The sequence below is a fragment of the Isoptericola sp. GX10416 genome (assembly GCF_056590155.1).
Genome location: NZ_JBWPVO010000009.1, coordinates 55,429 through 68,634, shown reverse-complemented (window position 1 = coordinate 68,634; position 13,206 = coordinate 55,429). Strand labels below are relative to the sequence as shown.

10 protein-coding genes and 1 pseudogene are annotated in these 13,206 nt (G+C 73.2%); 6 read left to right on the top strand and 5 right to left on the bottom strand.

The features are described from left to right. Positions 1-24 precede the first annotated feature (24 nt). The 3 genes from ACWAT2_RS13590 to ACWAT2_RS13580 form a co-directional block, all read right to left on the bottom strand. Complete coding sequence (locus tag ACWAT2_RS13590; RefSeq protein ID WP_402376600.1) at positions 25-831, bottom strand: CPBP family glutamic-type intramembrane protease; 807 nt, start codon at positions 829-831, stop codon at positions 25-27. Positions 832-857: 26 nt separating this feature from the next. Then, entirely contained in the window at positions 858-1,514 is a 657-nt protein-coding gene (locus ACWAT2_RS13585; protein WP_402376603.1) for a biliverdin-producing heme oxygenase, read from the bottom strand. A gap of 104 nt (positions 1,515-1,618) precedes the next feature. Further along, positions 1,619-1,789: a hypothetical protein gene (locus ACWAT2_RS13580; RefSeq protein ID WP_402376606.1), complete on the bottom strand. Its 171-nt coding sequence runs from the start codon at positions 1,787-1,789 to the stop codon at positions 1,619-1,621. A gap of 220 nt (positions 1,790-2,009) precedes the next feature. Between ACWAT2_RS13580 and ACWAT2_RS13575 the strand changes: the two genes are divergently transcribed. The 6 genes from ACWAT2_RS13575 to rlmC all read left to right on the top strand — a co-directional run bounded on the left by ACWAT2_RS13575 (position 2,010) and on the right by rlmC (position 11,316). After that, the gene (locus ACWAT2_RS13575; protein ID WP_402376608.1) at positions 2,010-5,309 is read left to right on the top strand and encodes a S8 family serine peptidase; all 3,300 of its coding nucleotides are present in this window, start codon (positions 2,010-2,012) and stop codon (positions 5,307-5,309) included. A gap of 136 nt (positions 5,310-5,445) precedes the next feature. Further along, the gene (locus tag ACWAT2_RS13570; protein WP_402376611.1) at positions 5,446-5,853 is read left to right on the top strand and encodes a RidA family protein; all 408 of its coding nucleotides are present in this window, start codon (positions 5,446-5,448) and stop codon (positions 5,851-5,853) included. 166 nt (positions 5,854-6,019) lie between these two features. Continuing rightward, positions 6,020-6,331, top strand: coding sequence for a hypothetical protein (locus ACWAT2_RS13565; RefSeq protein WP_402376613.1), 312 nt, complete (start codon positions 6,020-6,022; stop codon positions 6,329-6,331). 89 nt (positions 6,332-6,420) lie between these two features. Continuing rightward, positions 6,421-9,375 carry an ATP-binding protein gene (locus tag ACWAT2_RS13560; RefSeq protein WP_402376616.1) on the top strand — a complete coding sequence of 985 codons (2,955 nt, stop codon included), beginning with the start codon at positions 6,421-6,423 and terminating at the stop codon, positions 9,373-9,375. 44 nt (positions 9,376-9,419) lie between these two features. Continuing rightward, positions 9,420-10,007: a DinB family protein gene (locus ACWAT2_RS13555; RefSeq protein WP_402376618.1), complete on the top strand. Its 588-nt coding sequence runs from the start codon at positions 9,420-9,422 to the stop codon at positions 10,005-10,007. 19 nt (positions 10,008-10,026) lie between these two features. Beyond that, positions 10,027-11,316 (top strand): 23S rRNA (uracil(747)-C(5))-methyltransferase RlmC, encoded by a 1,290-nt coding sequence (gene rlmC / locus ACWAT2_RS13550; protein ID WP_402376621.1) that lies wholly within the window; start codon positions 10,027-10,029, stop codon positions 11,314-11,316. A gap of 4 nt (positions 11,317-11,320) precedes the next feature. Here the strand turns inward: rlmC and ACWAT2_RS13545 are convergent, their stop codons facing one another. Together ACWAT2_RS13545 and ACWAT2_RS13540 are read right to left on the bottom strand one after the other, a co-directional pair. After that, a complete protein-coding gene (locus ACWAT2_RS13545; RefSeq protein ID WP_402376624.1) occupies positions 11,321-12,703 on the bottom strand; it encodes a zf-HC2 domain-containing protein in 1,383 nt (460 codons plus the stop codon). A gap of 140 nt (positions 12,704-12,843) precedes the next feature. Next, a pseudogene (locus ACWAT2_RS13540) lies at positions 12,844-13,206 on the bottom strand (hypothetical protein); the annotation flags it as partial.

Sequence of the window (13,206 nt, the reverse complement as noted above, 5' to 3'; positions counted from 1 at the left end):
GGTCGCGCTGTCAGGGTCGCGCTGTCAGGGTCGTGGGGCCGTGACGAAGATGTCGAGCAGCTCGGGATGATGCCCGTGCACCAGCACCGCGAACACGACGGCGTCGAACAGCAGGTGCACCGCCACCACGTAGGACAACGACTTGTACCGGGCGAAGATCCACCCCTGCACCAGCGCGAACGGGATGGTCAGCAGCGGCCCCCACTCGCGGTAGCCGAGCTCCCACAGGAACGAGACGAACACCATCGCCTGCAGCACGTTGGCGGCCTGCACGGGAAAGTGCCGGCACAGCAGCGTGAACACGACGCAGATGAAGAACAGCTCGTCCCACAGCCCGACGGCGTTCACTCCCACGAACAGCCGGGCGATGTCCGTGTCACCCTCCAGGGACGGCCAGTTCCGGTACGCCCCGGACCCGAGGAAGTACGGCGGCAGCACCAGGTAGCCGATGACGACCACGGCCGCGAGATAGATCCACTGCCCGCGCGACCAGCGCCGGCCCGTGGCGACCGGGAAGCGCACCGCGCCCGCGCCGTCGTCGTCGGCCAGGACGAACCGCGAGAGCGCCCACGGCACGAGCACCGCCAGGGAGAGCGCGACGGTGAACCGGACCATCCCGGCGTCCGACAGGTCCGCCGCGAGGGGGATCGCCGAGACGATCCCCATGCCCGCCGCGATCAGCGCGAGGTGCTTGCCCAGCGCGCGGTCCACCAGCAGACCGAGGACGACGCCCGCCACCAGCGGCACGTAGCCGAGCGGACGCGCGTGCACGGCGAAGAGCAGGATGGCGGAACCGCAGACGAGCACGGCGGCGGCGTAGCGGGCGACCATGTGCGCACCCTACCGACGGCGGACGGTCAGGCAGGACCGGGGTGCGACTCGCCCAGCTCGGCGAACACGGCCCGGTTGAGGCGGAACGCCTCCTGCGCCTCGGCCACGGCGGTGGCGGTCTCCGCGTCGTCCAGGTCCAGCCCGTCGAGGCGCTCGCGGTAGAGGTCCTTGAACCGCTTGGCCTTCGGGATCTCGGGGAAGTCGTAGAACTCCAGGCCGGCCGCACCCATGCCGTAGTGACGCTGCATCATGCGCTGGACGATCTGCCCGCCCGAGAGGTCTCCCAGGTAGCGCGTGTAGGCGTGCGCGGCGTACTCGGCGAGTCGGGAGCCGACGTCGTGCAGACGTGCCACGTACGCCCGCGTGGCCGGCAGGACGCGGATCTCCGAGCGCCAGCCCGGCCCGTACAGGTGGGCGAGGTCGCGCTCGATGGCCGGGACGCGGGTCAGCTCGTCGAAGACGAGGGAGGCGCCGCGGGCGTCGTGCCGGACGACGGCGCTCGCCTCCTCCAGCGCGGTGTACACCGAGAGCTGCTGCGCCGCGAGGTCGGCGTAGGCCGCCACGTCGAGGTCTCCGGACATCAGCCGCGAGACGAACCCCTCGGACTCGGCCTCCTGGTGCTCGGCGCGCGTCCCCTCGCGCAGCAGCACGGAGAGGGGAGCCTCGGGAGCGAGGGTGGGCATGGCGGCCTCCGGAAGGTCGTGACGACCTGACAGAACGTCAGGATGTCAGCACGGTAGCAGTCAAAGTTAGGCATGCCTACCCTCTGCCGTCGCCGCCCGACCCGTCATCCCCGGACGACGGCGACCACGCCGAGCACCAGCCCCCAGAACGCCAGGCCGATCCCGGCGGCGATCAGCAGTCCGTGCGCCCCCGTCGCGCCGCGCCGCGCCGTCCAGATCGCCCTGCCGGCCAGCACGGCGCCAAGCACCATCAGGACGACCCCCCACCAGAACATGCGCCCCATCGTCCGCGATTTCGGTTGCCCGTGCATCCTGAGGCTTTTGCCCCGATTTCTGCCCGCCTTCGCTGTGCCCCGACACACGCCCGACACACGCTCGAATGTTGCCTGCATCACAGAAGGACTATCTTGCGAGGGACCTCCGGCGACGGGAGCCACGACGCAGTGGCCACGGGCCGGAAGTCTCGTTACGGACCGAGACGAAGGGTGCGCTCACATGCGCTTGCGGAAACACCAGTCCAGACTCCGGCTCGCCGCCATCACCTCCGGCGCCGCGCTGGTCATCACCTCTCTCACCGCCACGGGGGCCGGCGCCGCGCCGGAGGACCCGGACGACCTCAGCCTCACCGAGGCGCAACCGACCGCGACGTCGCGGGAGGACGGCCCCAAGGCGCCCACGAGCGCGCTCGTCGAGACGCCGAAGAAGCTGCTCTCGCTCAGCTCGAGCAAGAAGGTCCCCGTCATGGTCAAGTACGACTACGACGCCGTGGCCTCCTACGACGGCTCCGTGCCGGAGTACGACGCGACCAGCCCCGCCGTCACCGGCGAGCCCCTGACGAAGAACGCCCCCGCCGAGAAGCGCTACCGGGGGTACGTCGAGAAGCAGGAGCGTTCGATCACCGCGGACGTCCAGGACGCCGTCCCCGGCACCGAGGTCGTGACCAGCTTCGACGTCGTCTACGGCGGCGTCGCCGCGCTCGTCCCCGGCGACGAGATCCCGGCGCTGCTCGAGGTGCCCGGCGTGGTCGCCGTGCAGGAGAACACGCTCGAGAAGCCGCTGACCGACTCGAGCACCGACTTCATCGACGCCCCCGCGGCCTACGAGGAGCTGGGTACCGAGTCCGAGGCCGGCGACGGGCTCGTGCTCGGCAACATCGACACCGGACTCTGGCCGGAGCACCCCTCGTTCGCCGACGACGGCAACCTCAGCGCGTACGACGGCCCGGCGGTCGCCTGCAACTACGGCGACAACCCGCTGACGCCCGAGGACGACCCGTTCGAGTGCAACGACAAGCTCATCGGCGGCTACTCCTTCACCGCGATGTACGACCTGCTGAACCCGGGTGAGTACCTGTACGAGGGCACCGCACGGGACGCGGAGGGACACGGCTCCCACACCTCGGGCACGTCGGCGGGCAACGTAGTCGAGGACGTCCAGACCATCGGCCCGGAGCTCGAGAAGATCCAGGGCGTCGCACCCGGCGCGAAGATCATCGAGTACAAGGCGCTCGGCCCGGGCGGCGGCTACACCTCCGACCTGGTCGCCGCCGTGGAGCAGGCGATCGTCGACGACGTCGACGCGATCAACTACTCGATCTCGGGCGGCAGCACCGTCTCCGACCCGGTCGAGATCGCGTTCCTCAACGCCTACGACGCCGGGGTCTTCGTCGCGGCGTCGGCCGGCAACTCCGGTCCGGGCGCCGCGACGGCGAACCACGTGAGCCCGTGGGTGACCACGGTCGCCGCCTCGACGCAGACGCGCGAGTTCAGCTCGACGCTCACGCTGACGGCCGACGACGGCTCGACGTTCACCGCCGACGGCGCCTCCATCGTCGAGGGCGTGGAGGAGCCGCTGCCGGTCGTGCACGCCTCCGAGCCGCCCTACTCCGACCCGATGTGCCTCGAGCCGGCACCCGAGGGCACCTTCGAGGGCATGATCGTGCTCTGCGAGCGCGGCGAGAACGCCCGCGTCCTCAAGGGCTACCACGTGATGCAGGGCGACGCCGAGGGCATGATCCTCTACAACCCGACGCTCGCCGACGTGGCCACCGACAACCACTACCTGCCGGCCGTGCACCTCGCGGACGGCACCGAGATGATGGCGTGGTTCGAGGAGCGCTCGGGGGTGACGGGCACGTTCACCGACGGCGCGCCGTCCGAGGGTCAGGGTGACGTCATCGCGGCGTTCTCCTCCCGTGGCCCGGCGGGCCCGGTCATCAAGCCGGACATCACCGCGCCCGGCGTGCAGGTCCTCGCAGCTATGACGCCGACGCCGGCGGCCCCCGAGAGCGGTCCGTCCGGCCAGTACTACCAGGCGATCAACGGCACCTCGATGTCCTCCCCGCACATCGCCGGCGTGGGCCTGCTGCTCCGCGCGGCGAACCCCGACTGGACGCCGGGGCAGATCAAGTCGGCCATCATGACCCAGTCGACCACCGACGTCGTGAAGGAAGACCTGACCACCCCGGCCGACCCGTTCGACATGGGCGCGGGCCGCGTCGACGTCGGCGAGTCGCTGACGCCGCCGTTCACGATCAGCGACACCACGGCGAACTTCGCCACGCTGACCACGGACCCGGTGCACGCGGTCGACCTCAACATCCCGTCGATCAACGCACCGACCCTGCCCGGCAGGCTGACCACCACGCGCACGCTCGAGAACACGTCGGGCCGCCACCTGGTCGTGCGCCCGAAGGCCGACGCGCCCCGGGGCACGAAGATCTCGTTCAGCCCTCGGATCGCGACGGTCCGTCCCGGCAAGAGCGTGTCGTTCGACATCACGATCACCGACACCTCGGCCAGCGGCGAGCAGAAGTTCGCCGAGATCACGTTCCGCACCCAGCGCGGTCACGGCCACCTGCCGGTCGCCTTCGTGCCCACCCAGGGCAACGTGGCGCTGACCCAGTCCTGCGAGGAGGAGTCGATCCACTTCAAGGACCGGGTGGACTGCACCGTGACGGCGACCAACGAGTCTTTCAACGAGCAGTCGGTGTCGCTCACCACCACGGGCGAGCGGGCGCTGAAGGGCAAGCACTCGGAGTCGGGGGACCTCGCGGCCGCGGAGCTCGGCGTGCCGAGCGTCGACGCCCTCGACGGCTCCGGGTTCCTCGACCTCGAAGACTTCGGCATCTCGCCGGAGTCCTTCGGCGACGAGACGTTGACGAACTACGACGTGCCAGCCTACTCGTTCAACGGCCGGACGTACACGTCGCTCGGCGTCGACTCCAACGGCTACCTCGTGGCCGGCGGCGGGACGTCCGAGGACAACAACTGCTGCGACCTGCCGGACGGCGCGTCGTCGGCCCGTCCCAACTCGGTGCTCGCGCCGTTCTGGACCGACCTGAACAGCGAGGCCGGCGACGGCACCGCGGCCGAGGGTGTGCGCATCGGCAGCCTCACCGACGGGGTCGACAGCTGGCTGGTGGTCCAGTGGGACATGTACGTCTGGGGCACCCAGGACGCCCGGTCGTTCCAGGTGTGGATCGGCACCAACGGTGAGCAGGACGTCACGTTCGACTACGCGGACGCGATCACCGATCCCGGGATGCCGTTCCTGGTCGGGGCGGAGAACGCCGCCGGCGAGGGCGACATGGTCGCGGAGCTGCCGGACGGCAGCACCCAGGTGGTCACCTCGACCGAGCCGACCCCGGGCGGCAGCCTCACGTACGACGTGACGCTGAAGGCCAAGCGGCCCGGCAAGGGTGTGGTGCACACCGAGCTCGTGGCGGACGAGGTGCCCGGCACCACGATCGTCGAGACCCCGGTGAAGGTGACGGTGTTCAAGCACCGGCGCTGACCGCCTGCCCCCACCGTCTGGTCGGCAGTCCGTGACCTGATCGGCAGTTCAAGCTGCCGATCAGGTCACGAACTGCCGATCCGACCGGGCGACGAATCCTCATGACACGGGGCGCCGGCCGCCCTAGCCTCGCGACATGCCCTCCGTGCGCCTCCTCGACGTCCCCGGCCTCGCGCCGACCGCCCCCTACGCCTACGCGGCCACGACCACCGGCGACCACCGGCACGTGCAGCTCGCCGGTTCCTGCCCTCTCGACCTCGACGGCCGCACCGTCGCACCCGGCGACATCGCCGCCCAGACGGCGCAGTGCCTCGACAACCTCGTCACCGCGCTGGACGCCGCCGGGGCGACCCTCACCGACGTGCTCGGGAGCCGCGTGCTCGTCGCCACGACCGACCCCGGCGACCTGCACACCGCCTGGGACGTGGTGCACGCGCGGTTCGCCGACCATCCCGTGCCGAGCACGCTCGCCGGCGTCACCGTGCTCGGCTACCCGGACCAGCTCGTCGAGATCGAGGCCTGGGCCGTCGTCGCACCCCGCTGAGCTCGCTCCGCTGAGGCACCTCAGACCCCGTGAGCCGCCATGAGGCCCTCGTCTGAGGTACCCCCGGCCCCGAAGAACTGGGTGACCGGACGATCCGCAGACCCCCACCTCAGCACGAGCGTGGAGTCATGCCGGAACGACCGGTGGCACGGCGAGGGGACACATCATGAGCATGCAGGGACCCGCCTTCGAGGCGGAGCTGGCCTACCGACGCGAGCGCGCCGCCCGGTCCTACGGTGCGCCGTCCTTCTGGAGCCGTTGGCGGGCACGGCGCGCCGCACGGCGCCAGGCTCGCGAACGCGCGCTGGCCGTCCGGGCGCGTGACGCCGTCGACCGCCTGGCCGACACGATCGACACCGTGGCGGACCGCACCGACCCGGTCGCCTGGGACGCACGGATGGCTCGCCGGTCCGCCGAGATCGAGTCGGGCCTCGCCGCGCTCCACCCTGCGGCCGACCACGCCCGCCGCGCGGCGTGATCCCGCGCACGACGACGCGGCACCCCCCGGGCACGACGGCGGCCGGAATTCCCTCGGCCGTTGTCGGTACCGGGTGGGACGATGCGAAGGTGCGCCGCTCGTCACAGATCCCGCTCGTCGCTCGCGAGCACCAGGTCGCCGGGTTCCGCAGGTCCTTCGACCGCGCGGCCGCCGGCGAACCGGGCGTGCTCGTCGTGGGCGGCGACGCGGGCGTGGGCAAGACACGGCTCGTCACCCACCTCGCGGGCGCTGCCGAGGAGGCCGGCGGGCGCGTCGTCGTCGCCCACTGCGTCGACCTCGGCGAGATCGGCATCCCGTACCTGCCGTTCACCGAGGCGCTGGGACAGCTGCGCCGGCCGGCCGGGACGGGCAGCACGGACGACGACGTCGCGGCCTGCGTCACCGAGCTGGTCGCGGAGCGTCCGGCGCTCGCGCGGCTCCTCGACCCCGCCGGCTCTCGTGCCGCCCAGGACGACCAGCACGCGGAACGCCTGCCGCTGCTCGACGGGCTCGCGAGCGCGTTCGCGGCGGTCGGCCGGGCCGGCGCACCGCTCGTGCTGGTGATCGAGGACCTGCACTGGGCCGACCCCTCGACGCGTGACGTGCTGCGCTTCCTCATCACACGCCTGCGCACCGAGCACCTGCTGCTCGTGCTCACCTACCGCAGCGACGACGTCGACCGCCGGCACCCGCTGCGTCCCCTGCTGGCCGAGCTGCACCGCTCGGAGCGGGTGGACCACGTCGAGCTGAACCCGTTCACCGCCAGCGAGCTGCGCGACTTCACCACCGCGCTCAACGACGGCCCGCTGCCGGAACGCGACTTCGCCGACGTGCTGCGCCGGTCCGAGGGCAACGCGTTCTTCGCCGAGGAGCTGGTCGCCGCGGGCATGGCGACCGGGACGCTGCCCTGGTCGCTCGCCGACGTGCTGCACGCCCGGATGCAGAGCTTCGCGCCGGAGGTGCAGCAGCTCGTCCGCCTCGCCTCGGTCGCGGGGCGCCAGGTCCGCGAGGACCTGCTGCGTTCCGCGGCCGCCGGGACACCCGGGCTGGAGGACCCTGCCGTGGCCGCCGCCGCGCTGCGCGACGCCGTCACCCACCAGGTGCTCGCCGTCGAGGGTGCGCACCTGGCGTTCCGCCACGCCCTGCTCGCGGAGGCGCTCTACCTCGACCTGCTGCCCGGCGAGCGCGGCGCCATGCACCTGGCGTACCTCTCGGCGCTCGTGGCCTCGCCCGAGCTGGGGTCGGCGGCCGAGCGTGCGCACCACGCGCAGCAGGGCCACGACCTGCCGACGGCGCTCACGGCGTCCTTCGACGCGGCCGGCCGGGCGCGGGACCTGCTCGCTCCGACCGAGGAGCTCCGGCACCTCGAGCAGGTGCTCTCGCTGTGGGACTCGGTGCCCGACGCCGCCGCCCGCGTCGGCGTCGACCGGGTCGCCGTCGCGCTCGACGCGGCGGCCGCGGCGGCTCGCAACGGTCAGCCCACCCGCGCCGTCCAGCTCACCCGCCGCGCGATCGAGTCGCTCGACGGCGACCCGGCACGCCAGGCGAGCCTGCGGCACGTCCTGGCCCGCAACCTCCTCGACGTGGAGGAGGACATGAGCGAGGCGACCCGCCAGACCGACCTCGCGCTCGAGGTGCTGGCGACCGACCCGACGGAGGAGCTCGCCTCGACGCTCGCCGTCCGCGGGCGGATCGAGATGAACCGCGACGACGACGACGCGGCGCGCGACTTCCTGGAACGGGCGATCGACGTGGCACACCGGGCCGCGGCGCCGCAGGCGGAGGCCGACGCGCTCGCCTCCCTGGCCGTGATCGAGGTGGGCGACCCGGAGACGGCGGCCCGCCTCATCGAGTCCGCGATGCACCGCGCGATCGAGGCGGGCAGCCTCGGTGCCGAGCTGCGCTGCCGGTACAACCTCGCCACGACCTGGTACTACGCGGGTCGGCTGGACGTCGCGGAGCAGCTGCTGCGCGAGGGGCTGGCGCGCGCCAAGGAGACCGCCACGACGCGCAGCTCCACCGGCATCTCGATGCGGATGATCGCCGAGCTGTTGCGCTACGTGCGCGGCGACCTGACGGAGGCGGCCCCGCGGGACGGAGTCCCGGCGCTGGAGGCGATGGTGCTGGAGAGCGCCGGCCTGTACGCCGCGGTCGCGCGCGGTGACGACCGTGTCCTGGACACCACGCAGGCGCTGCAGAAGGAGTGGGACACCGACGGGTTCATCGCGCTCATCTCCGGCGGCTGCCGCATCGACGCCCTCACCTTCGCGGGCCGGTACGACGAGGCGCTCGACCTGGCCGGCACCGTCGTCGCGCACCTCGGCGCCGTGTGGAGCACCTACTTCCTGGGCCGCATCTGGATCTCGGCACTCGCCTTGGCGGCGTTGGCCGAGGCCGCTGAGGGCTCCGGCGGGCCCGGTGGTGGCACGGAGCCGATGACGACCCTGCGCGCACAGGGCGACGAGCTGCTCGCGGTCGCCCGCGAGACGGCCGAGCGAGGCCGCCCGCGCGGCGGCGTCCTCGGCCCGGAGGGTCGCGCCTGGTTGCGCCGCGCCGCGGCTGAGCACGCCCGGCTCGCCGCCGCCACCGACCAGACGCCCGCGGACCCGGCCGTCTGGGAGGCCACCGTGCGCGAGTTCTCCTACGGCTACCGGTACGAGACCGCACGGTCACGGTTCCGCTGGGCGCAGGCGCTGCGGGCCGCCGGGGACCGCGCCGCCGCCGAGCTCGAAGCCGTCGAGGCCCTGCACGAGGCCCAGGAGATGGGCGCCCGCCCGCTGGCCGACGCCGTGCTCGCCTGGACGAAGCGTGCCCGCCTCGCCGTCCCCGGGGCACGCCGGGAGACCTCCACCCTCACCGAGCGCGAGGAGCAGGTGCTCGGCCTCGTCGCCCAGGGCCTGTCGAACCGGCAGATCGGCGAGCGGCTCTACATCTCCACCAAGACGGTCAGCGTCCACGTGTCGAACGTCCTGGCCAAGCTCGGGGTCTCGGGACGCGCCGAGGCGGTCGCCGTGGCCACCCGCCGTGGGCTGCTCACCGTCTGACGCACCGACCATCCCGATCCGTACCTGGCGAAGGAGCCTCGTCCATGAACGTCTACCCCGACACCCGGCAGATGCTGCTGCACTACCTGCACGAGGTCCGCGAGTCGCTCCTGTGGAAGCTGGAAGGACTCTCGGAACGGGAGCTGCGGATGCCGCGCACGCCCACCGGGACCAACCTGCTGGGACTGATCAAGCATGCCGCCAGCATCGAGTCCGGCTACTTCGGCGAGGTCTTCGGGCGGCCCTGGCCGACGCCGCACGAGGTGCCGTCGGACGCCCAGCTCGAGGAGGACCCCAACGCGGACTTCTACGCGACGGCCGACGAGTCCGCGGAGCAGATCATCGACCTCTACCGCCGCGCCGCCGAGTTCGCCGACGCCACCATCACCGAGCTGCCGCTGGATGCACCGGGACGCGTGCCGTGGTGGGGCGAGCGCGGGGACGTCACGCTGGAGCGGATCATCGTGCACGTGATCTACGACCTGAGCCGGCACGCCGGGCACGCCGACATCGTGCGCGAGGAGATCGACGGTGCCGTCGGGCTCGTGCCGCGCGCGACGAACATCCCGGACATCGACCAGGAGGCGTACGTGACGAAGGTCCGGGCCATCGCCGAGCGGCTCCCCGCCTGACGGGCGGGACAATGGACCGGTGCAGTGCCCTCACTACGACGCCGGCCGGTGCCGTTCGTGCACCCTGATCCAGCTCGACCGCCCGGCGCAGGTGGCCGGCAAGGAGGCGCACGTCCGCGAGCTGCTCGCGGCGTACGACGGCGTCACCTGGTTGCCCGCGGTCACCGGCGCCGAGAGCGGCTTCCGGAACAAGGCCAAGATGGTGGTCACGGGCACGGTGGACGCGCCGGTGCTCGGGATCGTCGGCCCGCCCGGCCCGTACGCCGGGCGGAGCGTCGACCTCACGGACTGCGGCCTCTACCCGGCGCCGCTGCAGGCGGCGTTCGGCCCGCTGGCCGAGCTGGTCACGCGCGCCCGGCTCCAGCCCTACGACCTCTCGCCCGCCACCGGCCCGGACGGCGCTGCGCCCGACGGCGGCACCTCCCGCCGCCGCAAGGTCACCCCGCGCGACGCCGCCCGCCGCGGCGAGCTCAAGCACGTGCTGGTCACCCTCTCCCCCGACGGCGAGCTGATGGTCCGCCTGGTGCTGCGGTCCACCGAGGCGGTGGCCCGGATCCGCAAGCACCTGCCCTGGTTGCACTCCGCGCTGCCAGGGCTGGCCGTGCTCAGCGTCAACGTCCAGCCGGCGCACGCCGCGGTGCTGGAGGGTGAGCAGGAGATCGTGCTCACCGAGCGCGAGACGCTGCCGATGCGCGTCGACGGCATCACGCTGCACCTGCGCCCGCAGAGCTTCTTCCAGACCAACACCGAGGTCGCCGCGACGCTGTACCGGCAGGCCAGGCAGTGGGTCGACGAGGTGGACCCGGCGTCGCTGTGGGACCTGTACTGCGGGGTCGGCGGCTTCGCGCTGCACTGCGCGGCGCCGGGCCGGTCGGTGAGCGGCATCGAGCTCTCGGCGGAGGCCGTGGCATCGGCGACCACGACGGCGGGCGAGCTGGCCGCGCTGCCGCCGGACGCCGTCGTCGGCGGTCGGGACGCCTCGTGGTGGCGCGACGCGATGCGCGAGGTCCGGTTCTCCGCGGGCGACGCGACCGGGTTCGCGCTCGGCACCGACACGGACCCGGAGCTGGTGGTCGTCAACCCGCCGCGGCGCGGGATCGGGGCGGACCTGGCGCGGCGTCTGGAGACGTCGGACGTGGGCCGCGTGCTCTACTCGAGCTGCCGGGCCTCGACGCTCGCCCGGGACCTGGCCGAGATGCCGTCGCTGCGGCCTCGGCGGGCGGTGCTGCTCGACATGTTCCCGCAGACGGACCACTACGAGGTGCTCGTCCTCCTCGAACGCGAGGTCGCAGCGCTCCGGCCGAGGTAGGCCGTCAGCCGCGCTGCCAGAGCGCCAGCGACGCGCCGGGCGCCGAGCCCGGGTCGCCACGAACGGTCACCTGGACGGTGCCGCGCCTGGCGTTCGCCGTCCACACGCGCCAGGAGTCGTCCCACCCGAACTCCGCCTTGGTGTAGCCCTCGGCCGTCTCCACCGCGACGATCTCCGCACCATCGCTCGAGACCACCCGGAACCAGCCGATCCCGCCGACGGTCAGCGCGACGGTGCGCTCCTCCGGCACCTGCTCGGGCTCGGGTGACGTCGGGGGCGGGTCCTCGGGCGGCGCCGTCGTCGGCGGGCTCGTCGGCTCCGTGGCGGGCGGCTTGGTCGTCGGCTCCGGGTCGCGCGGAGGTGCGGTGTCCGACGGCGTCGGCTCGGGTTCCGCGCTCAGCGTGGGCTCCGGTTCCCTGACGGTCTGCGGCTGCGGCTCCACCGTGCCCGACGGCGTCGGTCCGGGCTCGCTCGGCGTCGGCTCCGGCGTGCCCGACGGCGAGGGGTCCGGCTCGCTCGGCGTCGCGGACGGCTCGGGTGTCTCGTCCACGGCCGGCTCGTCCGGCGCGGCGGGTGCCTGCGCGACCGGGGGCGGAGCCGGGGCCTCGGAGCTCCCGCCGGGGAGTCCGCTCACCATCGCCACCGCGGCGACGGCGACCGCGGCCAGCCCGACACCGGCGGCCACCGCGACGGGGCGTCCGAACACCTGACGCAGCCCTCGGACGACCCACTCCCAGCCGGCCGCGAGCGCTGTCCCGACGGGCCCCAGCGCGGCGAGCAAGCCGGTGTGCGTGGTGGCGGCTCCGGCCGCGCCGACCACGACCGGCGCGGCGGCGCCCGTGGCGGCGAGCCCACCCAGGAGCAGGGGTGCGGTGTCCCGCAGGGCCCACGCGGCGTGGCGCACGTCGATGAACGAGCGCATGCATCCGGCACAGCCGAACAGGTGGTCCTCGAGAGTCTGCCGACGCCCGGCGCCGAGCCGGTGGGTGACGTAGTCGTGGAGCGCGCCCCGCGTCTCCATGCACCTCTCGCGGCCCGGCGTGCGCGCGTGTGCGGCGGAGAGCGCGCGGCCGAGGCGGTCCTCCGCGGACCGCAGGCGCCGTGCCGCCGCCCGCGCATGGAGGCCCAGCTCGCGGGCGACCACCTCGATGCCCCGACCCAGCACGTGCTGGGACCACAGGAGCTGCTGGTCGTCGTGCGGCAGGGTCGCCAGCGCCGTGCGGACGACGTCCGGGTCGGCCGAGCCGGCGGCGCCGGGGCCGTCGGGGTGCCCGGCGGCCCGGGCCACGGCGCGCAGGCGCTGGACGGCGTCGTCGACGGCAGGGTCGCTCTGCGGGGCCGAACCGTCGTCGAGAGCCCGCTCCCGGCCCCTGCCTGACGCGCTCACGCGACCTCGCTCTCTGCCGGCCGCCCGGCGTGTTCCGTGCGGTCACTACCCCGCGCCGGCCCATGATCGCAGTGCGCGGCAGGGGTAGGGCAAGTCGGTCCCGCGGTGCAGGCGCCCGGTCGTGGACGACGTCACAGCCGTCAGAGCCGTCGCACCAGAGGCTGCAGCACCTCCGCGGAGATCAGCGACCACAGGTCCTTGGGGTCGGTCGGCTCGGCGATGAGGTCGACCTGCCGCAGGAGCCGGCGCGCGTCGGGGTCGGCGAGCACGGCCGCGTGCACGTAGCGCAGGGCGGTCCAGTCCTCGACGGCGAACCCGACGGAGTCGAACACGGTCACCTGGTCGGGGCTGGTGCGCCCGGGGGCGTCGCCGGTGAGGATCTGCCACAGCTCGGTCACCTCGGACGTGGCCGGGAGCTGCTGGATCTCGCCCTCGATCCGCGTCTGCGGCTCGTACTCGACGACGACGGCGGTGCCCGGCGCGGTGAGGATGCCGGCCTCGAG

What these genes read in the sequence shown, in the direction of transcription:
- ACWAT2_RS13590 (WP_402376600.1), bottom strand. Translation starts at nt 831, where the DNA reads ATGGTCGCCCGCTACGCCGCCGCCGTGCTCGTCTGCGGTTCCGCCATC.
- ACWAT2_RS13585 (WP_402376603.1), bottom strand. Translation starts at nt 1,514, where the DNA reads ATGCCCACCCTCGCTCCCGAGGCTCCCCTCTCCGTGCTGCTGCGCGAG.
- ACWAT2_RS13580 (WP_402376606.1), bottom strand. Translation starts at nt 1,789, where the DNA reads ATGTTCTGGTGGGGGGTCGTCCTGATGGTGCTTGGCGCCGTGCTGGCC.
- ACWAT2_RS13575 (WP_402376608.1), top strand. Translation starts at nt 2,010, where the DNA reads ATGCGCTTGCGGAAACACCAGTCCAGACTCCGGCTCGCCGCCATCACC.
- ACWAT2_RS13570 (WP_402376611.1), top strand. Translation starts at nt 5,446, where the DNA reads ATGCCCTCCGTGCGCCTCCTCGACGTCCCCGGCCTCGCGCCGACCGCC.
- ACWAT2_RS13565 (WP_402376613.1), top strand. Translation starts at nt 6,020, where the DNA reads ATGAGCATGCAGGGACCCGCCTTCGAGGCGGAGCTGGCCTACCGACGC.
- ACWAT2_RS13555 (WP_402376618.1), top strand. Translation starts at nt 9,420, where the DNA reads ATGAACGTCTACCCCGACACCCGGCAGATGCTGCTGCACTACCTGCAC.